This window comes from Saccharothrix luteola, assembly GCF_020859565.1.
GTDB lineage: Bacteria > Actinomycetota > Actinomycetes > Mycobacteriales > Pseudonocardiaceae > Actinosynnema > Actinosynnema luteola.
In genome coordinates this window covers 200,286-224,892 of record NZ_JAJHUO010000004.1, presented here as the reverse complement: position 1 = coordinate 224,892, position 24,607 = coordinate 200,286, and the positions used below count along the sequence as shown (strand labels likewise).

Here is a 24,607-nt window from a genome sequence, read left to right as displayed (position 1 = left end):
CACCCGCTCGCGCGACATCACAGGCACCCGGCCGCGTATCCGGGCGCACCTACCCACCTCACGCGGGCCTCGGTGGCCGGAGCGTCGCGTGGGGGCCGTGGCAGGCCGGACGGGGTTGGACCGGGCGGCCTGCCGGGGGGGAGGTCGGTCACTGGGGTTGGCGGGACCTCCGGCGGGCCAGGGTGGTGACGCCGACGGCGGCCAGGCCGACTTGCAGGGCCAGTTCGATCCAGTCGATGCCCGAGGTGGTCGAGACGCCGATGACGGACGCCGCGAAGGTGCCCACCAGGGCCGCCGCGATACCGACCAGCAGCGTCATCACCATCGAGATCTTCTGCCTGCCCGGCACGACCAGCCGCCCAAGGCCACCGACGACCACGCCGATGAACAGCGCCGAGATGAGCCCGGTGATCTCCACGAGAGGTCCTTTCCTCGCCCTACGCGTCCACCTCGAGCATCACTCGACACCCTCCCCTCCCGAATCGGGTTTGCCCCTGACCCGCCCCTGATCCCGACCCTGAACCCGGAACACCTGCGCGCCGTCGGAGGACAGCTCCCGGCCGGGCACGTCCGGGTCGCAGCCCACCCTCGCCAGCCGTGACCTGATCGAGGTGGGGGAGCGCTCCAGCCGCTTGGCGATCGAACGGATCAGGTCGGCGGTCGGGGTCTCGGTGGTGGCGGCCAGCCAGTCGGCGCGCAGGCCGTCGTCCAGGTCCCGGCTCCACGGTTGGTTGGCGTTCGCCGGGCGGTCGCGGGCCGAGAGCGGGGACGGTGTGCTCAGCCTGCCCAACGCCTCCAGCACCTGCGCGAGCAACTTGCCGATCTTCGCGCCCGCGTCCGCGGGCAGGCGGATGGTGCCCTCCGCCACCAGGACGCCCGAGGCGTCCACACCGGCCAGGTCGACGGAGAGGTCCGGGTCGGCGGTGGCCACCACCTGGTAGGTCGTGGAGCCGATGCGGACCGCGTTCTCATACGTGGTTGTCGTCATGGTGATGACGCTAGCGGAGGGGTCCGACAATTCCGGGCCACCGGCCGCGGCCACGTGCCGGAGAACGGACCGGAAGCCCGGATCAGGGGCAGAGCGGGCAGGTCGGCGCGGTCGGCTCGGCGCCCGTCAGGTACGGCTTGAGGTGCTCGGCGATGGCCCTCGCCAACGACGGCGGCACGGCGTTGCCGATCTGCCTGGCCACCTCGATCTTCGACCCGCACCACTCGAACGAGTCCGGGAACGACTGCAGCCGCGCCGCCTCCAGGTGCGTGATCGGGCGGTCGACCCGGTGCCCGTCCTGGCCCGGCTCCCACTGCGGGTGCAGGTAGCGACCCTTCTCCGGCTTGTAGAACTCGGTGCGGATGGTCACCGACGGCTCGTCCCACCGCATCCGGCCCATCACGTCCGTCGTGCCGCTCTTCTTCTCCCGCCAGCACCGCGGCAACAGCTCCGTCGGCACGTCGAACCGGCCACCGCCGGGCGGGACGTGGCGGTACCGCTCCAACGACAACGGCGTGGGGTTGCGGCCGATGTGCAGGTCCGGGCTCTTGAACGGCCCCGGCAGCTCCCGACCGAAGAACTCCACCACCGAGTTCGGCAACGCGGTCGTCACCGGCCGCTCCGGCAGGCCGCGGAGCACGTCGCCCACGGTGTGCCACTGCCCGCGCGGGTGCGTCGCGACCGGCAGCGGGACCCGCCCGATCCGCGAGCCGATCACGATCGTGCGCCGACGCCGTTGCGGCACGCCGAAATCCGCCGCCAGCAGGATGCCGAAGCTCAGCTCGTAGCCCTCGGTCTCCGCCTGGAGCAACGCGAACTCCGTCGACGCCAGGAACCGGTCGACGTTCTCGATCACGAACACCTTCGGCCGGGCCTTCCGCACGAACCGCAGGTACTCGCGCCACAACGAGTTGCGCGGGTCGTCGACGTCCTTCGAGCCCAGGTTCGAGAACCCCTGGCACGGCGGGCCGCCCACGATCACGTCGACCTCGGGGATCGCGCCGTCCGGCACGGCCGCGATGTCCGACCACCGGATGTGGTCCTCGCCGAAGTTCGCCGCGTACGTCGCCGCCGCGTGCAGGTCCCACTCGACCGCCATCACCGGCCGGTAGCCGCCCGCCGCGGCGAACCCCGCGGTCATGCCGCCACAGCCGGCGAACAGGTCGATCATGGACAGCACGGACTCAGGCTAGCCGACCGCGACGCCGCAACACCGTGGTCCGCACCCGACTCGCCGCGACGGCCGGGTCCTCGTGCTCCCACACCCGCACCGCGAGCCACCCCGCGTCCGCCAGCACCTGGTCGGTGTTCGCGTCACGCGCCTGGTTCGTCTCGATCTTGGTCCGCCAGAACTCCCCGTTGCGCTTGGGCCACGTGCCGTGCTCCGGGCAGCCGTGCCAGAAGCACCCGTCCACGAACACGGCCACCTTGGCCGGCCCGAACACCACGTCGGCCTCACGCCGCACCGCGCGCACCGGCCGCTGGTGCACCCGGTACCGCAGCCCCAGCCGGTGCAGCTCGCGCCGCAACGCGACCTCGATGCCCGTGTCACGGGAACGCTGCTTGCTCATCCGGGCGCGGACGTCGTCCGTCGTCTCCAGGTTCGGCACCCGGCCATGATGGCCCATGCGCCCGCCCCCGCCGGCGCCCACCGTGGCCCGGAGCCCGCCCGCGACCTCCCTCAGGCCGGGTGCAGCACGTCCCGCAGCCGCCGCGCCGCGCGGTCCAACTGCGCGCGTGACGGCAGCAGGGCCGCGCCGACCTGCGTGAACTCGGTGAACCCCAGATCCGTGAAGAAGAACGGCGGCATCGCGTGCACGAGCAGGTCCGCCGACCGCTGCCCGCCGCCGCGCGGGTTGAGGATCAGCCGCTCCACCCACGCGTCGACCTTGAACACCGTGTCCGCCAACGGGTGCACCCGCACGTCCAGCCCGTGCCCGCGCAGCACCGCGAGGACGTACACGTCGCGCAGGAACCCCAGGAAGTCGGACACCACGCGGTTGCGCAGCGCCGCCCGTCCCGCCGGCCCCACCTCGGCGATCACCTCGCGGGCCGGCGTCCACAACATCCCCCGCGCCTGCTCGTCGGCCTCGCAGAACTCCCGGAACTCCGGCCAGCCGGGTAATCGACCAAGCGCCTCGACCACGTGGTGGGCCACGTGCGCGAAGGCGAAGTCGGGCCGCCAGTGCAGGATCTCGGGCACGTCGGTCGGACCCGGCCGCGGCGCGCTGCGGCACGCGGCCTCGACCTCGTCGGGCGTGATCCGGTGCACGGCGACGGACTCGTGCGCCATCACGTGCGCCACGACGTGCTTGCGCCCGCTGAACCAGTGGTTGAAGTGGAACCGGGTCTCCTGCGTGACGTTGAACAGCCGGCGCACTTCCATCGCGGTGGGCATGACGCGGAGAGTACGGACGACCACCGACAGTTCCGGGGAAAGCGCAGGTCAGGTGATCGACAGGTTGGCACGGTCGGCGGCGGAGCGGCCCGCGTCCCACCCGGCCGCGCTGCGCACCGGCGTCGACTTGGCGACGGTCCGGGCGAACATCGCGCCGAAGTACTCCTCCACCGCCTTCTTGCGCTCGGCCAGCACGGGCAGCAGCCGGTCGTCGTCGGGCACCTCGTTCGCCGTCCGCAGCCGTTCCCCGATCCGGTGCGCGTAGGACAGCAGGAACGACTTGCGGAACGCCGCCGATCGCGCCTCGTCGCCCTTGCGCGCCTTGTCGCCCGCCGCGATCATCGCCCGCGTCGCCTGGACCAGCAACGACGCCGACAGCAGCTCCACGATCTCCAGGTCGAGCTCCTCGCCGACCAACGCCACGAACCCCAGGTCGTACACCACGGCGCGGCAGCGGTTCGCCTCCGCGACCACGTGCACGACGTGCGCCTTGCCGTCGAAGTACCGCTTGTCCAGCCACAACCGGCGTGACGTGGTCGTCGGCGCCTCGAGGGGCATCCGCTCCAACGCGTGCCGCGTCACCAGCTCCTGCGCCTTCGCCGACAGCGCCTCGGCCTCGTCCGGGAACGCGGTCGACTCCGCCTTGGCCAGCAGCCCTCGCACCCGGTTGAGGATCTTCGGGTCCACGTGGTGGTGGTCGACCTCGGCCAGCGGCGTGCCCGGCCTCGGCACGATCACCGGCAGACCCGGCAGCGTGACCAGCACCGCCAGCGCGGCCACCGCGGCGGCCACCGCGTCGTCACGCAGCTCGATGTGCCTGCTCGCCCACTGGTCGACGTGGGGCTGCGAGGTGTCCCACCACACCGTCGCCCCGATCTCCGCCAACTGCTCCCGCCAGCGCGGGTGCAACGCCGGGTAGCGGGCCGCCTCGACGGCCAACGAGTCGACCAGGAACGACAACGCGCGCTCGTCCTCGTTGCGCCGCACGACCTCGTACACGTCGTAGGGCAGCCAGCCGTGCTCCCAGAGGTGCTCGAAGGCACGCCTCAGCACCGCCTGGACCGCGTCGTCCACTTCGGCCGGTGGGAGGGAGGAGGTGCGCGGCAGCCGGGCCCGGCGGTTCGCCGCGGCCCGCCACAACGCCTCGCGCAGGGAGTCCACGACCGCCGATTGTCCCCTTTCGGGTGTGGTGTCGCCGCACCCGGTGCGCGTTGCGGCCCCACCCGCCCCCCGACGTGCCAGCCTCGCGCGGTGATCCGGAAGACGCAGGTGCCGAAGCGGCGGCCGATCGTGGTGGTGAACCGTCCACAGGGGACGCCGCTGACCGTGGCGCAGCGACAGGTGGTCCACCGCTGCCGCGCCCTGCCGCAGCTCCTCGACCCGCTGGAGGCGGAGCTGACGGTCAGCAGCGCGGTCGCGGACCTCCAGCCGGACGAGGAGTTCTGGGCGGGCCTGGTCGAGCACGCCGTGTCGCTGCCCAGCCGCCGCAACCACGCCCTGCTGCGCGTCCTGGCCGCTGTGCTCACCGGCCGTCCGCGCGAGTGGGCGGCGAGCGCCGTCACGCCGGCGGGCCCCGCCCTGGTGGTCGGCGGAGCCTGGATCTGCGACCGGTCGATCGACGCCGGCTACCTGGCCCTGATCTGCACGTACACGTTCGCCCGCGCCGAGCACGCCATGGTGTTCCTGATCGACGAGCTGTCGGGCGGCGAGGTTCGCACCGCCTTCGTCACCAGGGACGTCGTCACCGCCCGCGCCCGCCTGGCCGACCAGGGCCCGCTGAACCCGATCGGCGCCGAGGCCGCGCACTGGCTGCTGGCCAAGTCCTACCACCGCCTCGACCGCAACGCGGACGCGGTGATCGACCAGGACGTCCGGCGCACCCGGCTGCTGGCGGCCCGCCGGATCGCGCTCGCGTTCGGGTGACCCCTAATTCATTACTCCGACATCGAATCAGGTGACCGCGGTCACGATCCCGTTGGTCCGAACGGAGAGCGAATTGCCGAAGTAGGGGAATGTCTTCCGTACTGGCATACCGTACGGTCGTGTTGTTGGTCGAATTGACACGCCACGGGGGTAGCGGATGTCGCGATCAGGTCAGGGCCCGGCGGACGGGCTGGGCAACACCTTGTCGGGGTCCGTCTCCGGCGGTGCGGTGCAGGCTGCGGTGGTGCACGGGGGGATAGCGTTCCACAATGCACCGTCCACACCGCCGCCGGTGCCGCGGCAATTATTGGGGGCTCCGGTGCATTTCACGGACCGGACCGCGGAATTGGCCGAGCTGAACGAGGCGCTGGCCGACAACCGGCGTGACGGAATCCGCATGTTCGCGGTGCTGAGCGGTCCCGGCGGGGTGGGCAAGACCGCCCTCGCGCTGCACTGGGCGCACACCGCGCGCGACCGGTTCACCGACGGCCAGCTCTACGTCGACCTCGCCGGGTTCAGCGGATCCGAGCCGGTGACGCCGGAGGACGCGCTCGGCCTGTTCCTGCGCAGCCTGGGCGTGCCGTCCCGGGAGGTGCCGGTCGACATCGCCGAGCAGGCGGCGCTCTACCGCTCGCTGACCGCGGACAAGAAGCTCCTGGTCCTGCTCGACAACGCGTACTCGGCCGCGCAGGTGCGCCCGCTCGCGCCGAACTCGCCGGCCAGCGCGGTCCTCGTGACCAGCCGCAACCGCTTGACCGGCCTGGTCGCCGAGGGCGCGCGACTGGTCGACGTCGGTCCGCTCGGCAAGCTCTCGGCGGTCCGGTTGCTGGCGAAGGTGGTGGGCAGGCGCCGGATCGACGACGATCCCGAACGGGCCGAGGCGCTGGTCGGCATGTGCGGCGGCCTGCCGATCGCGGTCCGGGTGGCCGCCGCACGGCTCGCCAGCCGGCCCCAGTGGTCCGTGCGGAAGATCGTCACCGAGTTGAGCGACGAGCGCAGCAGGCTGTCGATGCTGTCGGCGCCGGAGCTGTCCGTGCAGACGACCTTCGACCTGTCCTACCGCGCGCTCGGACCGACCGCGGCGGCGCTCTACCGCAGGCTCGCGCTGCACCCCGGTCAGGAGTTCGGCGCCTCGGTGGCGACGTCGGTGCTGGAGCAGGACACCTCGCACGCGTTGTTGGAGGAACTGGTGGACGGCAACCTGGTCGAGTCGGTCGGCGAGAGCCGGTACCGCTTCCACGACCTGCTCCGGCTGCACGCCCGCAACAAGGCCAACTCCGAGGACGACCCGGACGAGCGGGCGCACGCCGTGCGGCGGATGGTCGAGTGGTACCTCGCCGGCGCGATGGCGGCCGACCTCGTCGTCACGCCCCACCGGCGCAGACAGGCCTACGAGTTCCTGGCGCGGCCCGAGGGCGTGCCGGAGTTCGAGGACCGCGAGTCGGCGCTGGCGTGGCTGGAGGAGGAGCGGCGGAACCTCATCGCCTGCGGCCTGGTGGCGGAGGAACGCGGCTGGTGGGCGCTGACCTGGCAGCTGGCCGACGTGCTCTGGCCCCTGTTCCTGCACCACAAGCACTACCGCGACCGCCTGGAGGTCGACCGGCGCGGCGTCGAGGCGGCACGTCGTTGGGGGAACAGGCTCGCCGAGGCCGACATGCTCAAGCGGCTCGGCCTGGTGTGCACCACGGTGGGCAGGCTGGAGGAGGCCGAAGAGCACCTGCGGGCGTCGGTCGCCGTCGCCGAGGAGATCGACGACCGGCGGGGCGCCGCCGACGCGGAGGAGGCGCTCGCCCTGCTGCACGTGGCCGGTGGCCGGCTCGCCGAGGCGGTCGGGCTGTTCGAGCGGTTGGCCCGGACCAACCGGGACCTGGGCGCGCGGCGGAGCCTCGGCCTCACGCTGATCAACCTCGGCCGGGCGCTGACCGGGCTGGGTCGGGTCGACGAGGCGCAGCGGGCGTTGCTGGAGGCGACGGAGCAGTTCCGCGGCTTGGAGCCGCCGGACCCCTACAACCAGGCACGGGTCGTGGTGGCGCAGGCCGCGGCGTACCTGCGTGCCGACGACCTGCCGCTCGCCGACCGAACGGCCCGGAGCGCGCTGGACGCGCTGAGCGCGCTCGGCTCCAAACAGGGGATGGCCGAGTCGCACCAACTGCTGGCGGAGTCCGCCGAACGGCAGGGTGACGCGGAGCGGGCCGCAGAGCACTGGAGACAGGCTCTGCGGCTCTACACCGAGATCGGATCCTCAAAGGCCGACGGCATCGCTCGACGACTGGGCGTCCAGGACGACGACCCGGAGCCACCCGCACGCGACGGCTGACCGCCGTGCCCGGTGTTCCGCGCACCACACGGGCAGCCCACGCGGTCGCAGCGCGCTCAGGTCGAGTCGTGCCACGTGCCACGCGTAGAGCGACTGGACGGCCGACACCACGACCGCTTGGACGTCGAGGCAGCGCGCCTCGGTGGCCGCCGGCGTGAGCTCGACCACCTGGCCGAGTTCGGTCCGCACCACGAGCCGATCGGCCGACGCGGCGACCGCCAGCGCGGCGAACGGGTTGTCGCGCAGCAGCTCGGCGGTCGGATCACCATCCACACCGGACACCTCGCGCACGACGACGTCCGCCAGGCGGTCCGGGCCGCTCGTCCACCGCACCACGGGTTCGGTCACGGAGACTCCTCCGGTGGTGTCGGAACCGGCGGCACGGCGCGGTGCCGTCCCGGTTCGGGGAGGTCGAGCAGTTCGTACATGATCCGGCGCAGCCGCGCCGACGAGCGGCCGGGCTCGGAGGTCAACCGCTCCCGCACGACCTCGCCGAGCTCGGCCGCACGTGCCGCGGCCAGGTCGAGCTGCGGTCGCACGGGCGATCCCGACTGGAACCTGGGCGCCAGGTGCCGCAACAGCTCCTGCGCCGACCCGCTGGACGTGGCGACCCGCACCGGTGCGTCGACCAGGACCACCGGCCGGCCGATCGCCGCCGCGTACACGCCGACCGACCCGTGGTCGGCCACCACGTGGTCGGCGGCGATCACCGCGGCCCGCCAGTCCACGTGCGGGCCGACCACGACCAGCCCCGCGTCCCGGCACTCCGCGAGCCACGCGTCCACCTGCCGCTTGCCGTGGCCGAACCAGGCTCCCGGGTGCACCAGCGCCACCACGCGGAACCCGTGCGGCGTCAGCTCTTCGAGCAGGCTCGGCAGCAGGTCCTCGAACCTCGCGAACAACGAGTCCAGCCCCCACGTCGAGCTGACCACCACGGCCTGCTGACCCGGCTCGATGCCCAGCGCGGCCCGGTACTCGTCGCGCCGCGGCAGGCTCGCGACCAACCGGTCGTAGGCCGGGTCGCCCGCCACGACGGCGACGTCGAGCGCCTGCGGGCACTGCCGCCGCAGCACCTCCCGTTCGTCGTCGTGCGCGAGCACCAGCGCGCTCGCCAGCACACGGCCGTTGTGCAGGTGCCGTTGCGCGTCCAACCCGTAGACCACCGGCTCGCCGCCGGTGGTGAAGGACTTGCCGTAGCCGGCGCCGTGCGGCATCACCACCAGCGGCGCGTGCAACTCGTGCAGCCCGCCGTAGGACGCGGCGACGGCCAGGGCGAACTCCTGCCGGATCGCCAGCTCCCACGGCCACACGACGCCCCCGGTGGACCGCAGGAACTCGGCCACCCCGTTGCTGAAGACGTCAGGCGCCTGCGTGAAGACGACCTGAAGCCTCGTGTCCGTCTCGATCAGCTCCACGGCTTCCAGCAGGCGTTGCCCGCTGGTGACCGTGTGCACCACGGCGAGCACCGACAGGCACCCGGCGCGGCTGACCCACTGCGACGCGTCGAGCCCGATCGGCACTCGCGGCCACTCTGGACGTGTCATGCACTCCCCCTCGCGCTCCAACCCTCGGGAGAAGAGTGACGGACCGGTTTGCCGGGAACTTGCAGTCCGCTTGCATCTGCCGATCGCCGTCCGGTCACCTGGGCAATTCGGACGAAAATGGGAAACGGGCCTGCGGAACTTCCTCCCAGTGAAGCACACTGTGCCCAAGGGCAAGTTGGCCAGCGAAAGGTGGCGCTGGTGGAGTTCAAGATCATCGGCAAGACGCGATTACACATCGACGGGAATGATTGTGATCTCGGGCCGGCCAAGCACCGCGGCGTGCTCACATTGCTCCTCTACTACTTCCCGAGACCGGTCCAAGTGGACACCATCGCTCAGGTGCTCTGGCCGGACAGTGCCCCGGAACAGGTGAAACGAAACCTGCAGCCGATCGTCAGCCGACTGCGAGCCATTCTGGCCAAATCGGGGACAGGTGCGTCGATACCGAAGGAGGGCAACGCTTATCGCTTGGTGTTGCGACAGGCGGACCTGATCGACTACCACCGTTTCCGCAAATTGGCGGAGATGGGTCGGGTAGCGGCCTCTCGAGGTGACCACCGGGAGGCCAAGGCATTGCTGCGCGAGGCGCTTTCGCAGTGGAACGGCAGGCCGCTCGAAGAGCTCGGCGGGGCGTGGGCCGACCATTGTCGTGACCAAATGGAGACATTCGACCGGATGCCCGCGTTTTACGCGTTGCTGGACAGCCAGCGGCAACTGGGCGAGCACCTGGAGGTGATGGCCGAAGCGGGCAGGCTCACCGCGAGCCAGGCCCCGGACGAGGCGTTCGCCGGCCTTTACATGCGCTCCCTGGACGCCTTGGGCCGCTACTCCACGGCGCTCGACTTCTACGCCGTGTTCTGCCAGCGCCTGTTCGAGCACGTCGGCGCCGAGCCCGGCCCGGAGTTGCGGGACCTCTACCGGAGCATCCTGCGCAAGCAGGAGAGCACCGCGGTGCCGGGCACGACGGCGCCGCACCAGCTGCCGCCGCCCGCGCGCAGCTTCACCGGCCGCGACGACCTGCTGGCCAGGCTCGACGCCCTGCTCGGCGACGGCGACCAGGGCCGGGTCGTCGCGCTGCACGGGATGCCGAGCGTGGGCAAGAGCCAGCTCGCCCTCAAGTGGGCGGCACGGCACCGCGACCGGTTCCCGGACGGGAACCTGTACCTGGAGCTGCGCGGCGCCGGCCCCGGCACGCGGGTCGCGCCCGACGACGTGCTGGCGTTCCTGCTGAGGTCGCTCGGCGCCGAGCGGATACCCGCCACCGGCGGCGAGCGGCAGCTCGAGCTCCGCCGGTTGCTCGGCAACCGCAGGATGCTGGTCCTGCTCGACGACGCGCACGAGAGCGCACAGGTCAGGCCGGTCCTGGCGGCGACGCCGCAGTGCCTGACGATCATCACGAGCCGGACCCGGCTGATGGGGCTGAAGGTCCTCGACCACGTCGACCTCGTGCCCGTGCCGCCGCTGTCGACGGCGGAGTCGATCACGTTGTTGCGCAACGAGATCGGCCGCGAGCGGGCCGACGTCGACCCCGCGGCGCTGCGGGACCTGGCCGGTCTGGTGGACGGCCTGCCGCTCGGGTTGAGGATCATCGCGCAGCACGTCGCGAACCGGCCGGACACCCCGATCGGGGAGCTCGTCGAGGACTTCAAGGGTCAGGACGGGCTCGGGATCCTCGGATCCGTGCACGACAGCGACGACGAGAGCGCCACGCTGCCGGCGGCGTTCTCCTGGTCGTTCCGCGACCTGCCCGCGGACACCGCGCGGATGTTCCGGCTGCTGGCGCTCAACCCGACGGCCGAGTTCGGCGTCGACGCGGCGGTCGCGCTCCTGGGCGAGCCCTACGACGCGGTCAGCGCGCACCTGAGCACGCTGGTGCGCAGCAACCTGCTGGACTACGGCGCCGTGCCGCGGCGGTTCAGGCTGCACGACACGTTGCACGGCTACGCGCTGCACCTCGTGCGCCGCGACGAGCCCGCGCAGGCGCGCAAGCACGCCATGACCCGGCTGCTGGACTGGTACCTGGCGTCGTCCGGCGCCGCGGCCCACCTGCTGGATCCCCAGACCTCGCCGGTGCCGCCACTGCCGGGCATGTCGGCGGAGCCGGTGCCGCTCGCGGACCAGTCGGACGCGTTGAGGTGGCTCACCAGGGAGCGGGCGAACCTGGTCGCCGCGGTGCCGCAAGCCGTCCGCCACGGGTTCCACGGGCACGCGTGGCGGCTGTCGGCCAATTTCCACGAGGCGTACGACCGGTCCGGGCATTACGAGGACGTCCTCATCAGTCACCGGGCGGCGCTCAAATCGTGTGCCGCGCTCGGCGACCTGGAAGCGTTGAGCGGCACGCACAGCAATGTGGGAATGGTGCTGTACCGGTTGTGCAAGTACGCCGAGGCGGAAGAGCACTTCAAAGCCGGATCGGACCTGGCGCGAGCCATCGGCGCGCACGAGATCCAACTCATCTGCTCGCACAACCTGGCCGGAATCCGCTTGGCCCTGGGCGAGGTCGGCGCCGCGATCGAGCTGTACCGGGAAACCCTGGACGCGACGCGCGAATCCGGCTACCGCGACGGCGAGGCGTACGCCCTGAACGAGCTCGCGAACGCGTACCGCAAAGCGGAGCGGGACGATCTCGCGCTGGAGCACTACTACCAGGCGCTCGCCATCCGTCGCTCGATAGGTCACGTCAGGGGTGTCGCGACCACCCTCACGGACGTCGGGCGGCTCCACTTCGAGAGGGGCGAGCACGAGGAGGCCCTGGGTCGCCTCCACGAAGCCCTGGCGCTCCACCCGATCGGCGGTGATCGCGCCCGCACCGCCGACGCGCTCGTCACGCTCACCGAGGTGGAGTACGACCTGGGCCGGTTCGGTGAGGCCATCGGCCACGCCGAGGAGGCCGTTTCCACGTGTCACGTCATCGGGGCGCGTGCGGGACAGGGGCGCGCGCTGCACGTCTGGGGTCACGCGCTGGTGGCCCTCGGGCGGTTGGACGAGGCCGAAGAGCGGTTCCGGCTGGCAGTCGGCGTGCTGCGGGGCGTGCAGGAGGTCGAGGCCGAGGTGGTGACGGAACACCTGGCCGATGTGAAGACTATTCGCAGCGCTATTCCGGAGCCTCGTTCGTCGGCGCCCGACTTCACCGCCACGCCGGCCAAGGAGATCACTGAGCGTAAGAACTGAGAGGAAAGGTCGTCACCTGATCCAGTGAATGTTGAGCAGGACAACAAAATAGTTATGCATCAATGGGTGTCGCCGCTCTTCTCTGACGGGTGGGTGACACCCGGAAGAGAACCACCCCCGTGGGACGGACCACTGGGGCGGGTGATCTACTACGCCCGTGTACTCACGCATGCGCCGCGCATCGCGGACCATTGCTGTTTCGTTCACCGGTTCACTCGCCGTCGTCGCATTCGTGCTCGGCGGCCCGACGGCAACGGCCGCCGAAGTCGACCTGGGCAGCTCGGCTTGTGTTGTGCAATGGCCCGGCCGTATCGGATGACGACCGCTTCGCGGTGTCGAGACTCGAACGAGGAGCTCTGATGGAACCCGACATACGCAGAGCCGGCAGTACCGGTGGTGGAACCTCCGAGGCGCCGACCTGAGGACGTGGGTGGGAGTACGAGTTCCCACCCACTCCTTAGTGGCGTTCATCGCCGAGAAAGACAACAAGAGGGCCACCGGAATGGTGACCCTCTCGCTGTGTTGTGCGCCGCCAGGGACTCGAACCCCGAACCCGCTGATTAAGAGTCAGCTGCTCTGCCAGTTGAGCTAGCGGCGCCCGGACCCTCTTGCTCCGTCCGACGTGAAGAACATTAGCACAGCGTCCGACCGGGCTCCCAATCGCCTGGTCAGGGTGGGTGTGCCGCCCTGGTGCAGGGGGAACTTCGCCTTGGTAACGATCCAGCATCTCGGGCAACATCGTCAAGCCTCCAGGCGTCACCTTGTCAGGGGACGCCGACAGACTCCTGTTGCGGGCTGTCACGGCGTTCTGGGGACGAAGCGGAGGACGGGGATGTACCGCAAGCGGGGGGCGCGCCGAGCGCTGGGAATCGTCGCGATCGGGTTGGTCGCGACGTTGGTCACGAGTTGCTCTTCCGGTTCGGCCGCGACCGGGGACACCGGCGGCGAGGCATCCACCACCACCACGTCGTCGACACCGCCGCCGAAGCCCGTGTCGTTGACCACGGGCCCCGCGGACGCGGCGGTCGACGTGCAGCCCGGCGTGCCGGTCGTCGCCACGGCGACCGACGGCAAGATCACGTCGGTCGCGCTGACCAACCCGGAGGGCAAGGCCGTGGCCGGCCAGGTGAGCCCGGACGGTCTGCAGTGGACCAACACCGAGCCGCTCGGCTACCAGAAGACCTACACGCTGGCCGTGACGGGCGAGGGCGCGGACGGCAAGCCGGTCACCAAGACGTCCACCTTCACCACCGTCAAGCCGCGCACGCTGACCTACCTCTCGGTCAACCCGCAGGACGGCACGACGGTCGGCGTCGGCCAGCCGCTCGCGTTCTACTTCGACGAGCCGATCGCGGACAAGGCCGCCGCCGAGGCGATGATCTCGATCACCACGGTGCCGCGCGTCGAGGGCGCGTTCTACTGGTTCGACGAGAAGACGGCGCACTGGCGGCCGCAGAACTACTGGACCCCCGGCACCAAGATCACGATCAACGCCAAGATCTACGGCAAGCACGTGGGCAACGGCGTGTACGGCGAAGAAGACCGTGTGATCAACACCACCATCGGCGACGCCGTCGTGCACGAGGCGGACGGCCAGACGCACCAGGTCGTCACCAAGGTCAACGGACAGGTCGTGCGCACCATGCCGACCTCCATGGGCGACGCGCAGAACCCGACCCCCACGGGCACCTACGTGCTCATGGAGAAGCACGCCCACATGGTGATGGACTCCCGCACCTACGGCCTGTCGCTGGAGGCGGGCGGCTACGTCACCCCGGTCGACTGGGCCTACCGGATGTCCAACTCCGGCATCTTCTTCCACAGCGCGCCGTGGTCCATCGGCGACCAGGGCCACCGCAACGTCAGCCACGGCTGCCTGAACCTCTCGCCCGAGAACGCCAAGTGGGTGTTCGACAACTCCAAGCAGGGCGACATCGTGGTCGTCACCAACTCCGGCGGCCCGGTGCTGGAGTCGTGGGACGGCTTCGGCGACTGGCAGATCCCGTGGGACCAGTGGGTCAAGGGCAACCGCTAGGGCTCTACAGATCGGTGACGCGACCCGCCGCCACGACCAGGCGGCGGGTCGTGCGCACCGCGTCCAGCATCCGGCGGTCGTGGGTGACCAGCAGCAGGGTGCCCTGGTAGGAGTCGAGGGCGGACTCCAGCTGCTCGATCGCGGGCAGGTCGAGGTGGTTCGTCGGCTCGTCCAGCACGAGCAGGTTGACGCCGCGCGCCTGGAGCAGGGCCAACGCGGCACGGGTGCGTTCACCGGGTGAGAGCGAGGCCGCCGTCCGCAGCACGTGCGCCGCCTTCAGCCCGAACTTCGCCAGCAGCGTGCGCACCTCGGCGGGCGGCACGTCCGGCACGGCCGCGCCGAACGCGTCCAGCAGCGGCTCGTCACCCAGGAACAGGCCGCGCGCCTGGTCGATCTCGCCGACCACCACACCCGAGCCGAGGGACGACGAGCCCGAGGTCAGCTGGACGCGGCCGAGCAGCGCCGCCAGCAACGTCGACTTGCCCGAGCCGTTGGCCCCGGTGATGGCGATCCGGTCCGCCCAGTCCACCTGCAGGTCCACCGGCCCGAGCGTGAACGACCCGCGCGTCACCACCGCCGCCCGCAACACCGACACCACCGAGCCGGACCTGGGCGCGGCGGCGATCTCCATCCGCAGCTCCCACTCCTTGCGCGGCTCCTCGACCACGTCGAGGCGTTCGATCAGGCGCTCGGTCTGCCGGGCCTTCGACGCCTGCTTCTCGGTCGCCTCGGTGCGGAACTTGCGCCCGATCTTGTCGTTGTCGGGAGCCTTGCGGCGGGCGTTCTTCACGCCCTTCTCCATCCACGCCCGCTGCGCCCGGGCGCGCTCCTCCAGCGACGACCGCGTGGACGCGTACTCGTCGTACTCCTCACGCGCGTGCCTGCGGGCGATCTCCCGTTCCTCCAGGTACGACTCGTAGCCGCCGCCGTAGGACCGCACCTGCTGCTGCGCGAGGTCCAGCTCGACGACCCGCGTCACCGTCCGGGCCAGGAACTCGCGGTCGTGCGACACCACCACGACACCCGCCCGCAGCCCCGTCACGAACCGCTCCAACCGAGCCAGGCCGTCCAGGTCGAGGTCGTTGGTCGGCTCGTCGAGCAGGAACACGTCGTACCTGCTCAGCAGCAACGACGCCATGCTGGCCCGCGCCGCCTGGCCGCCCGACAGCGCCGTCATCGCCAGGTCGAGCGAGACGTCGAGCCCCAGGTCGGCGGCCACCTCCAGCGACCGCTCCGGAAGGTCCGCGCCGCCGAGCGCGAGCCACCGCTCCAGCGCGTCGGAGTAGCCGTCGTCACCCGCACCCGACGACAACGCCTCGGTCGCCCGGTCCAGCTCGACCTGCGCCGCCGCCACGCCCGTGCGCCGGGCCAGGAAGTCCCTCACGGTTTCACCGGGACGCCGTTCCGGCTCCTGCGGCAGGTGGCCGACGGTCGCGGTGGTCGGGGAGAGGCGGATCACACCCCGCTCGGCGGGCAGCAGGCCCGCCAACGTCCGCAGCAACGTCGACTTGCCCGCGCCGTTGGCGCCGACCAGGCCGATCACGTCACCGGGTGCGACGACCAGGTCCAAGCCTTCGAACAGGACGCGGTCGCCGTGCCCGGCGGCCAGGTCCTTCGCGACGAGTGTGGCGCTCATGACGACTCCACGGCAAAAGAAGACGCCCCTCGACAGGCGTCGAGGGGCGTTCGCTTGGGGTGAGTGACGGGACTTGAACCCGCGACACCTGGGATCACAACCCAGTGCTCTGCCAGCTGAGCTACACCCACCAAGACCGGCTGACCCGGCGCGTGAAGCATACAGTGCCCTACCGCCGGGTCTGAAATCGACCCTATTTCAGGCCGTCGGCGGCCAGCAGCTCGGCGGCCACGGCCTGCGCCTGCTCCGAGGAAGGCCCTGGCTGCGGCACGAACGCCGTCCGCCGGTAGTACGCCAGCTCGCGGATCGACTCCTTGATGTCGGCCAGCGCGCGGTGCGCCAGGCCCTTGCCCGGCTGCGCGTAGTAGATGCGCGGGTACCACCGCCGGCACAGCTCCTTGATCGACGACACGTCGACCATGCGGTAGTGCAGGTGGGCGTCGAGCTCGGGCATGTCACGGGCGATGAACCCGCGGTCGGTGGCGATCGAGTTGCCCGCCAGGGGAGCGGTGCGCGGGTCCGGCACCCACTCCTTGATGTAGGCCAGCACCTGCGCCTCGGCGTCGGCGAGCGTCACGGTCGACCGCCGCACCTCCTCGGTGAGCCCCGACTTGGCGTGCATCTGCATGACGACGTCCGGCATCGAGTCGAGCGCGGTGTCGTCGGCGTGGATCACCACGTCGACACCCTCGCCGAGCACGTTCAGCTCCGCGTCGGTCACCAGCGCCGCGATCTCGATCAAGGCGTCCTTGCCCAGGTCGAGGCCTGTCATCTCGCAGTCGATCCACACCAAGCGATCCATCACCCGCGCGAGCCTAGTCGCCCGGTCCCGCCGGCCCCGCGTCGCTTCGGGTGGCGGGCCCTTCCAATCTCATTACGCTCGGGGCGATGACGGCCCAGAGCGACATCGCTGCCGGTTACGCCTCCGAGGGCGCGGCCATCGAACTCGGTGCGGTCCTCGTGGACGGCACGGTGGAGCCGACCGCGCGCGTGCGGCTCCCGCTGGCCACGCTGAACCGGCACGGGCTGGTCGCGGGCGCCACCGGCACCGGCAAGACGAAGACGTTGCAGCTGATCGCGGAGCAGTTGTCGGCGGCGGGCGTGCCGGTGGTGGTGGCGGACGTGAAGGGCGACCTGTCGGGGTTGTCACGGCCGGGGGAGGGCGGTGAGCGGGTCACCGAGCGTGCCACCCAGACGGGTGACGACTGGCAGCCAGAGGCGTGCCCGGTGCAGTTCCTGTCGCTGGGCACGGGTGGCGTGGCCGTGCCGGTGCGGGCGACCGTCACCAGCTTCGGGCCGATCCTGCTGGCCAAGGTGCTCGGGCTCAACGACACCCAGGAGTCCACGCTCGGGCTGATCTTCCACTGGGCCGACTCGCGCGGGCTGCCGCTGCTGGACATCAAGGACCTGCGGTCGGTGATCGGGCACCTCACGTCCGAGGAGGGCAAGGCGGACCTGAAGGGCCTCGGCGGTGTGTCGTCGGCGACGGCCGGTGTGATCCTGCGCTCGCTGGTGAACCTGGAGGCGCAGGGCGGTGACACGTTCTTCGGCGAGCCGGAGCTCGACCCGCGCGACCTGATGCGGCTGGTCGACGGCCGAGGTGTGGTGTCGCTGCTGGAGCTGGCGGAGTTGCAGGCCAGGCCCGCGTTGTTCTCGACGTTCCTGATGTGGCTGCTGGCGGAGCTGTTCGAGGTGCTGCCCGAGGAGGGCGACCTGGACAAGCCGAAGCTGGTGTTCTTCTTCGACGAGGCGCACCTGCTGTTCGCCGACGCGTCCAAGGCGTTCCTGGAGCGGATCACGCAGACGGTGAAGCTGATCCGGTCCAAGGGCGTGGGTGTGTTCTTCTGCACGCAGCTGCCGACCGACGTGCCGAACGCGGTGCTGTCGCAGTTGGGCGCACGGGTGCAGCACGCGTTGCGGGCGTTCACGCCGGAGGACCAGGCGGCGTTGGCGAAGACGGTGAAGACGTACCCGACGACGCCGCACTACGAGCTGGATGAGGCGTTGAGGTCGTTGGGGACCGGCGAGGCGGTGGTGACGGTGCTGAGCGAGAAGGGCGCGCCGACGCCGGTCGCGTGGACGAGGCTGCGCGCGCCGCGGTCCTTGATGGACACGATCGGGTCGGACGCGATCAAGCAGGCCGCGGAGGCGTCAGAGCTGCACGGCAAGTACGCCGGGACGATCGACCGCGAGTCGGCGTACGAGAAGCTGACGGCGAAGGTGGCGGCGCCCCCCCCCCCGGGGGGGGGGGCCCCCCCCCCCCCCCCCCCCCCCCGCCGGGCCCCCCCCCCCCCGGGGGGGGGGGGGGGGCGCGGGGCGGGGGGGGGGGGCCCCCCCCGCCGGGGGGGGGGGGGCCGCCACCTCGCGAGCCCGAACGCCGGGCCGAGCGCGAAGAGCCGCGTGAGGAGCCGGGCGTGGTGTCGCAGGTGCTCGGCAACTCGGCGGTGAAGTCGTTCCTGCGTTCAGCCGCGAGCGCGCTCGGCCGCGAGATCACCCGTGGGCTCTTCGGGACCTCCCGCAAGCGCCGGTGAGCGCTTGACCTTCATGGACAGGAACGCGGCGCCGATGCTGAGCAGGCCGGCGACGTACCAGGCCGGCGCGTAGTCGCCGAAGTGGTCGCGGGTGAGACCGGCGGCGGTGGCGGCGATCGCCGCGCCGATCTGGTGCGAGGCGAAGACCCAGCCGAAGACCACTGGGGCGGACAGGCCGAACACCTGGCGGCACAGCGCGACCGTCGGCGGGACGGTGGCGACCCAGTCCAGGCCGTAGAAGATGATGAACACGAGCATCGACGGGTGCACCGAGTCGTGGAACAGCTGCGGCAGGACGAGCAGCGACGCGCCGCGCAGCGCGTAGTACACGGCGAGCAGGATCCGCGAGTCGACGCGGTCGGTGAGCCAGCCCGACAGGACCGTGCCGGCGATGTCGAAGATCCCGACCAGGGCGAGCAGGCCCGCGGCGGTGGTGGTGGGCATGCCGTGGTCGTGCGCGGCGGGGATGAAGTGGGTGCCGACCAGGCCGTTCGTGGTCGCGCCGCAGATCGCGAAGCCCGCCGCCAGGAACCAGAACGGTCCGGTGCGCGCGGCGCTGGTCAGCGCGCTGATGGCACGCCGGGCCGAACCGCCCGTCGACGGCGGCACGGGCACGATCTCGTCGCCGCCGTAGGGCGGGACACCCACGTCGGCGGGGTGGTCGCGGAGGAACAGCAGCGCCAGCGGCACCACCGCGAGGGCCGCGACCGACACCACGATGGACGCGGAGCGCCACCCGGAGGACTCCGACAACGCCGCCACCACCGGCAGGAACACCAGCTGCCCCGTCGCGCCGCCCGCGGTCAGGATGCCGGTGACCAGGCCGCGGTGCTTGACGAACCAGCGGCCGGTGATGGTCGCCACGAACGCCAGCGCCATCGAACCGGTGCCCAGGCCGACCAGGACGCCCCAGAACAGCACCAGCTGCCAGGCCGTGGTCATGAACACGGTCAACCCGCTGCCCACGGCGACCAGCGTCAACGCCGAGGCCACGACCTTGCGCACGCCGAGTCGCTCCATCAGCGCGGCGGCGAACGGCGCGGTCAGCCCGAACAGCATGAGGTTCACCGACACGGCGAAGCCGATCGTGGCCGTGGACCAGCCGAACTCGCGTTGCAGCGGTTCGATCAACGCGCCCGGGGTGGCCCGGAACGCCGCGGCGCCGACGAGTGCGATGAAGGCGACGCCGGCGACCACCCATGCCCAGTTCTGCCTGCTGCGAATCACGTGAGGAAGCCTCAACGATGCGACCCGGTTCCGGAAAGTGGCTGGATGGCCATCATGTGCAAAAATCCGGCCATGGACAGCCGTCACCTGGTCGCCGTGCTCGCGCTGGACGAGGTGGTGACGTTCGACCTCGGCACGCCGACGCAGGTCCTCAACGCCGCCCGCGACGAGCACGGTCAGCGGTACTACCGGGTGCGGGTCTGCACGCCGGGCGGACGTCCGGTGCGCAGCTCGGCCGGGTTCGCCATCACCCCCGACCACGGCTTGGAGCTGGTGGCGGAGGCGGACACGGTGATCGTGGCCGGCGTGCACTACGGGGCGCGGGTGCTGGAGGAAGGCACGCTGGAGGAGCCGGTGCGCGACGCCCTGCTCGCGGCGGCCGACCGGGGCGCCCGGGTGATGTCGATCTGCACGGGCGCGTTCGTGCTGGCCGCGGCCGGGCTGCTGGACGGGCGCAAGGCCACCACCCACTGGGCGCACGCGGACAACTTCCGCCGCCTGTTCCCGAACGTCGACCTCGACCCGGACGTGCTGTTCGTGGACGAGGGCGACGTGCTGACCTCGGCGGGCGTCGCCGCGGGCGTCGACCTGTGCCTGCACGTCGTGCGGCACGACCACGGCAGCGACGTCGCGAACACGGCCGCGCGCCGGTGCGTCGTGCCGCCGTGGCGTCCGGGCGGGCAGTCGCAGTTCATCGTCCGCCCGATCCCGGACCGGGCCGACACGTCCACCGCACCGGCCCGCGCGTGGGCCGTGGCGCACCTGCACGAGCCGCTGGACCTGCGCGCGCTGGCCGCGCACGCCCGGATGAGCGTCCGCACGTTCACCCGCCGGTTCCGCGAGGAGACCGGCGTGAGCCCCGGCAAGTGGATCACGCAGCAGCGCGTCGAACGGGCCCGGCACCTGCTGGAGACCACCGACCTGGCGATCGACCAGGTGGCCCGGCACGCGGGCTTCGGCACGGGCGCGGCGCTGCGGCAGCAGATGGGCGCGACGCTCGGCGTGTCGCCCAGCGCCTACCGCACCACGTTCCGCTCAGTCGGGTAGCTCCAGGAACGGGCGCAGCAGGTCCGGCACGGCCGCGTCGGCGAGCGCCAGGCCGTCGGCCTCGGCCACGTCGACCACGTGGTACGCGCCGTTGCCCGCCGCGGTGGTGGCGGTGATCGTGACCAGGCCCGCGCGGCGTTGGAAGAACGAGCGGGAGATGCGCCAGCCGATGATGCCGGTGCGTTGCAGGGCAACGGTTTCGCGGACCGCGGAGCCCGCGCGGGCGAGGAGGTGGCGGTCGGTCAGGGCGTGGCCGAGCGAGCGGTAGCGGTCCCAGCCCAGGGCGGCGGAGAAGGGCACCAGGGCCAGCACGACCTGCCACGTCCAGCTCGGCGCGAACCACGCCAGGACGGCCGCCGGCACCAGCAACGGCACGACGGCGCGCACCATCCGGCGGCGCAGGGCGGCCACCGGGTGCCTGCGCAACGGCGTCCGCGTCGGCGACGCCCCGGCCCGGTCGGCGGTGGCGGCGTGTTCAGCGGCGTTGCCCGTCGTCGGCCGCAGCACCTCCGCGGACACGCGGTGAGCCTCGGCGACCGGCGCGGGCGGCAGCAGCAGGTTGCTCTCGCCCTTGCGGCCCAGACCGGTCGTCACGGTCTTGGCGTGGGCGCCCCGCCCGGCGCGCAGCAGCAGCGGTTCGACCAGCTCGACGCCGCGAAGTCGTTGCTCCGCAACGGAAACCGAACGGGTGGTGAGCAGGCCGCGGCGCACGCGCACCGTGTCGTCCGGCTCGCGCGTCAGCCGGTAGCCCCAGAACTGCACCACGTACACCAGCACCGAGCCGAACGTGGCCACCAGCAGCACGACGCCCGCGAACACCGCGATGGTCAACCCGAGCGGCTGTTCCACCACCCAGTGCGCGGCCTCGCTCATCGGCTCGAACACCTCGATGTCCAGCTCCCGCGCGAAGTTCATCACGAACCCGAACAGCGCGCCCGCGGCCACCAGGCCGGACAACGTCAACGGCGCGTAGCGCAGCCACCGGTTGTCCCATTCGGACAGCACGACGCCCGGCCGCGCTTCCTCCGCGACGGCGGGGGTTTCCGCCTTGGCGATCGTGAGCAGCAGCACGCGCAGCCGTTCCGCCTCGGCGGACGACACCGCGTCCAGCGTCAGGCCGTCCTCACCGGGCTGGTCGCGCTGCCCGGTGCCGACCCGGATCGCGGACAGCCCGAACAGCCGGTGCCCGAGCTTCGCGGTCAGGTCGACCGTGCGGATCCGGTCGCGCGGCACCGCCAGGCGCTTGCGCACGAGCAGCCCGGTGTGCAGCTCGACCTGCTCGGTGGTGATCCGGTACCGGGTGGTGATCCAGCGCAGCAGGCCGAACAGCACGATCGCCGCGATCACGCCGACGCTGACCAGGATCCGCCACGTCTCGCCCTTGCCGAGCACGATCAGGCCGACGAACAGCGGCACCAGGCCGAGCAGCTCGTTCAGCGGGCGGACGACGAGCATCCGCACGTCCAGCCGGTGCCAGTCCACCACCGGCTCGGCGTACTCGGGCGCGGCGGGCAGGTCCGTGGTCACGTGGCATCACCCGGCGTGGCCTGGGTGGTCGTGGTCAGCTCGTCGGCCAACCGCACCGCGTCGTCGTGGTCGAGGCCCTCGATGAGCACGGGGCCGGCGGCCGAGGCGGTGGTCACGGTGACCGTGGAGAGCCCGAGGAGCTGTTGCAGGGGACCGCGCTTGGTGTCCACGGTCTGGATGCGCGAGACCGGCGCGATGCGCCACTCCTGGTTCAGCCAGCCGGCCAGCGTGTACACCGCGTCCGGGGTGGCCTCCCAGCGGTGCACGCGGTACCGCCAGCGCGGCATCACCAGCGTGTGCGCAGTGCCGAGCACGAGGGTCGCGATCGCGGCGGTCACCTGCCACGGCGACGTGGTGAAGATCAGCACGACGAGTTGCGGCACCAGCAGCACCGCCCAGCCGATCAGCGCGTGCAGGGTCCAGAGGGTGATCGACTTGCGGCTCACCTGGTGCCGCGGCGCACGCAGGCGCAACACTTCGCTGCTCACGCCGTCCACTGTGCCTCAAGGCCGAGCCCGCGTGCGCGCGAACCCGGCCTCGGGGCCGATCGGTTACGGCTGCGGTGCGTAGGGCGCCTGGAACACCCTGGCCGTGGCGCTCTCGCCCTGGACGGCCACGGCGGCGGGCACACCCACGACGACCGCGAGACCGGCGCAGACGGCGAGCGCAGCCATGATCTTGTGCAGGGAGTGCACAACCATCGTCGAACTCCGTTCGATCGTAGCGGCTTTGTCGGCAGGGGGAGCCGGACCAGATCCGCGGACAGCGCCCGGAGGCGTCCAAGCGGAGCATGGCACAGGCGGGTCGTCACGGTCATCACCCACTTCTGCCCCTGCCCGTTGGGCAATACCCCCGGAGCGGTAGCCCCGATCGTCGGGGACATCCCACCATTACGGGTAACGAGCCGGAAACCCGGAAGTGACTCAGTCGAGCAGCGGTCTGGTCCGCGCCTCCTCGTCCAGGTCCACCCACCAGACCGCGGCGCCCGCCCGGTCGCGCACGCCGATCGTCCGGTAGATCCGCTGGAGGTGGTTCTGCACGGTCTTCGGCGACAACGACAGCTCGGCCGCGATGTCCGCGGTGCTCTCACCGGCCGCGACGCGCCGCAGCACCTCGATGCCGCGCTTGGTCAGCCCGGACCGCAGCGCCCGCGCGATCCGCCGGTTGTCCTGCTCGGCGGTGGCCGAGCTGCGCAGCGGGTCCGGCGCCGCCCGATGCTCGCGGCGCAGCCCGAACGTGCGCTCGGCCAGCTGGTCGACCAGGCGGGCGGACAGGTCGTGCTCCCGCATCCGCAGCAGGTCTCGGCCTTCCTGGAGCTCCCACAGCCGGTACTGCTCCAATTGAGACCGGGCGTGTCGCAACGCCGAGTCAAACTTCCCGGCCCGTTCGTGGGCCACGCTCAGCGCGCCGTGCGCCCGCACCGCGACTTCCCGTGCCAGCACGCCCATCGCCAGTTCCGCCGCACGGGTGAGCAGCCGCACCTGGTCGTCGTGCCGCTCCCGCGCGCCGCTGATCCGGGCCCGCGCCATCAGCAGCTCGGCCCGCAGCACGGGCCGGTCCTGCCCGGTCAGCAGCCGGTCGGCCCGCTGGCACGAGCGCAGCGCCCGCTCCACGTCGCCCAGGTCCAGCCGCACGTGCGTGAGCAGCAGGTTCAGCCTCGCCATCCGCAACGGCTGGTCGAGGTGCTTCCACCGGTCACGGGCCTGCGCGCACAGCGCCTCCGCGCGCCGCAGCTTGCGCGTGCACGGCTCGCCGTCCGGGCTGCACCGGCTCGCCGCCGTGCGCACCATGCAGTGCTCGTGGTACTGCGTGCGCAGCACGTTGGCCTGCTCGTACAGGATCGAGCCGATCAGCTCGACGTCCTTGGTCAGCTCGGCCAGGCCGAGGGCGCGGGCCAGCGAGTGCAGCGACCGCTCCCGCGAGTCCAGCCGCAGCTCCACCACGGCCTGCGAGAAGCTGCACCACGCCTGGAGCCCGACGTGCCGGTTGGCCGCCGCGATGGCCTGCACCCGGTCGATGGTGTCCAGCGCACCCGGCAGCAGCCCGCGCTTGCCGAGCGCCACGGACTGGGCCAGCACGCTGTGCGCCACGCCCTCGGCGTCGTCCAGCCACGAGAACGCGGCCACCGCCTTCTCGGCGGACTCCAGCGCGTCGCCGGGGCGGCCCTCGTCCAGCGCCATCCGCGCCTCGCGCAGGTTGGACACCGCGGCCTCGCGCGGATCGGCTGCCCGCTGGACGGGAATCGTCATCAGTCTGCCCCCGC

General features: G+C 71.6%; 20 protein-coding genes, 2 tRNA genes and 1 pseudogene. 6 read left to right on the top strand and 17 right to left on the bottom strand.

From position 1 onward, the window contains the following. Positions 1–148: 148 nt before the first annotated feature. The 6 genes from LNK82_RS06475 to LNK82_RS06450 all read right to left on the bottom strand — a co-directional run bounded on the left by LNK82_RS06475 (position 149) and on the right by LNK82_RS06450 (position 4,547). Complete coding sequence (locus LNK82_RS06475; RefSeq protein ID WP_230566010.1) at positions 149–418, bottom strand: GlsB/YeaQ/YmgE family stress response membrane protein; 270 nt, start codon at positions 416–418, stop codon at positions 149–151. 39 nt (positions 419–457) lie between these two features. Continuing rightward, the gene (locus tag LNK82_RS06470) at positions 458–988 is read right to left on the bottom strand and encodes a hypothetical protein (RefSeq protein WP_230566009.1); all 531 of its coding nucleotides are present in this window, start codon (positions 986–988) and stop codon (positions 458–460) included. A gap of 82 nt (positions 989–1,070) precedes the next feature. Beyond that, entirely contained in the window at positions 1,071–2,159 is a 1,089-nt protein-coding gene (locus tag LNK82_RS06465) for a DNA cytosine methyltransferase (RefSeq protein WP_230566168.1), read from the bottom strand. A gap of 13 nt (positions 2,160–2,172) precedes the next feature. After that, entirely contained in the window at positions 2,173–2,616 is a 444-nt protein-coding gene (locus tag LNK82_RS06460; protein ID WP_372470424.1) for a very short patch repair endonuclease, read from the bottom strand. Between the two features lie 53 nt (positions 2,617–2,669). Beyond that, complete coding sequence (locus LNK82_RS06455) at positions 2,670–3,386, bottom strand: hypothetical protein (protein WP_230566008.1); 717 nt, start codon at positions 3,384–3,386, stop codon at positions 2,670–2,672. Positions 3,387–3,434: 48 nt separating this feature from the next. Then, the gene (locus LNK82_RS06450) at positions 3,435–4,547 is read right to left on the bottom strand and encodes a DUF2786 domain-containing protein (RefSeq protein WP_230566007.1); all 1,113 of its coding nucleotides are present in this window, start codon (positions 4,545–4,547) and stop codon (positions 3,435–3,437) included. Between the two features lie 90 nt (positions 4,548–4,637). Between LNK82_RS06450 and LNK82_RS06445 the strand changes: the two genes are divergently transcribed. After that, on the top strand, positions 4,638–5,309 hold the full coding sequence (locus tag LNK82_RS06445; protein WP_230566006.1) for a hypothetical protein: 672 nt from the start codon (positions 4,638–4,640) through the stop codon (positions 5,307–5,309). Between the two features lie 319 nt (positions 5,310–5,628). After that, positions 5,629–7,626, top strand: coding sequence for a tetratricopeptide repeat protein (locus LNK82_RS06440; protein WP_230566005.1), 1,998 nt, complete (start codon positions 5,629–5,631; stop codon positions 7,624–7,626). Here LNK82_RS06440 and LNK82_RS06435 read toward each other — a convergent pair. Both LNK82_RS06435 and LNK82_RS06430 read right to left on the bottom strand, forming a co-directional pair. Beyond that, the gene (locus LNK82_RS06435) at positions 7,552–7,974 is read right to left on the bottom strand and encodes a hypothetical protein (RefSeq protein ID WP_230566004.1); all 423 of its coding nucleotides are present in this window, start codon (positions 7,972–7,974) and stop codon (positions 7,552–7,554) included. The two genes, LNK82_RS06440 and LNK82_RS06435, sit on opposite strands and share 75 nt — an antisense overlap. Beyond that, positions 7,971–9,170, bottom strand: coding sequence for an NADPH-dependent FMN reductase family protein (locus LNK82_RS06430; RefSeq protein ID WP_230566003.1), 1,200 nt, complete (start codon positions 9,168–9,170; stop codon positions 7,971–7,973). The genes LNK82_RS06435 and LNK82_RS06430 overlap by 4 nt, the downstream gene beginning before the upstream one ends. 117 nt (positions 9,171–9,287) lie before the next feature. Between LNK82_RS06430 and LNK82_RS06425 the strand changes: the two genes are divergently transcribed. Next, on the top strand, positions 9,288–12,341 hold the full coding sequence (locus LNK82_RS06425) for an AfsR/SARP family transcriptional regulator (protein WP_268995865.1): 3,054 nt from the start codon (positions 9,288–9,290) through the stop codon (positions 12,339–12,341). A 525-nt stretch (positions 12,342–12,866) separates the two neighbouring features. Here the strand turns inward: LNK82_RS06425 and LNK82_RS06420 are convergent. After that, positions 12,867–12,939 (bottom strand) — tRNA-Lys (locus tag LNK82_RS06420). 234 nt (positions 12,940–13,173) lie between these two features. Between LNK82_RS06420 and LNK82_RS06415 the strand changes: the two genes are divergently transcribed. Beyond that, entirely contained in the window at positions 13,174–14,376 is a 1,203-nt protein-coding gene (locus LNK82_RS06415; RefSeq protein WP_230566002.1) for a L,D-transpeptidase, read from the top strand. A gap of 4 nt (positions 14,377–14,380) precedes the next feature. Here LNK82_RS06415 and LNK82_RS06410 read toward each other — a convergent pair whose 3' ends face one another. The 3 genes from LNK82_RS06410 to orn form a co-directional block, all read right to left on the bottom strand. Continuing rightward, positions 14,381–16,012, bottom strand: coding sequence for an ABC-F family ATP-binding cassette domain-containing protein (locus LNK82_RS06410; RefSeq protein ID WP_230566001.1), 1,632 nt, complete (start codon positions 16,010–16,012; stop codon positions 14,381–14,383). A gap of 55 nt (positions 16,013–16,067) precedes the next feature. Further along, positions 16,068–16,143 (bottom strand) — tRNA-His (locus LNK82_RS06405). Positions 16,144–16,205: 62 nt separating this feature from the next. Then, entirely contained in the window at positions 16,206–16,817 is a 612-nt protein-coding gene (gene orn / locus LNK82_RS06400; protein WP_053722962.1) for an oligoribonuclease, read from the bottom strand. Between the two features lie 83 nt (positions 16,818–16,900). Here orn and LNK82_RS06395 point away from each other — a divergent pair. After that, positions 16,901–18,543, top strand: a pseudogene (locus LNK82_RS06395) (helicase HerA-like domain-containing protein). Here LNK82_RS06395 and LNK82_RS06390 read toward each other — a convergent pair. Then, positions 18,475–19,770 (bottom strand): MFS transporter, encoded by a 1,296-nt coding sequence (locus LNK82_RS06390; protein WP_230565999.1) that lies wholly within the window; start codon positions 19,768–19,770, stop codon positions 18,475–18,477. The pseudogene LNK82_RS06395 and the gene LNK82_RS06390 sit on opposite strands and share 69 nt — an antisense overlap. Positions 19,771–19,842: 72 nt before the next feature. On the opposite strand from LNK82_RS06390, the gene LNK82_RS06385 reads away from it, so the two are divergent. Further along, a complete protein-coding gene (locus tag LNK82_RS06385) occupies positions 19,843–20,817 on the top strand; it encodes a GlxA family transcriptional regulator (RefSeq protein WP_230565998.1) in 975 nt (324 codons plus the stop codon). Here LNK82_RS06385 and LNK82_RS06380 read toward each other — a convergent pair. The 4 genes from LNK82_RS06380 to LNK82_RS06365 form a co-directional block, all read right to left on the bottom strand. Next, positions 20,806–22,344: a PH domain-containing protein gene (locus tag LNK82_RS06380; protein WP_308257169.1), complete on the bottom strand. Its 1,539-nt coding sequence runs from the start codon at positions 22,342–22,344 to the stop codon at positions 20,806–20,808. The two genes, LNK82_RS06385 and LNK82_RS06380, sit on opposite strands and share 12 nt — an antisense overlap. After that, complete coding sequence (locus LNK82_RS06375) at positions 22,341–22,832, bottom strand: PH domain-containing protein (protein WP_230565997.1); 492 nt, start codon at positions 22,830–22,832, stop codon at positions 22,341–22,343. The genes LNK82_RS06380 and LNK82_RS06375 overlap by 4 nt, the downstream gene beginning before the upstream one ends. Before the next feature lie 63 nt (positions 22,833–22,895). After that, positions 22,896–23,045: a hypothetical protein gene (locus tag LNK82_RS06370; RefSeq protein WP_230565996.1), complete on the bottom strand. Its 150-nt coding sequence runs from the start codon at positions 23,043–23,045 to the stop codon at positions 22,896–22,898. Positions 23,046–23,267: 222 nt separating this feature from the next. Then, complete coding sequence (locus tag LNK82_RS06365; RefSeq protein ID WP_230565995.1) at positions 23,268–24,593, bottom strand: helix-turn-helix transcriptional regulator; 1,326 nt, start codon at positions 24,591–24,593, stop codon at positions 23,268–23,270. Between the last annotated feature and the right edge of the window lie 14 nt (positions 24,594–24,607).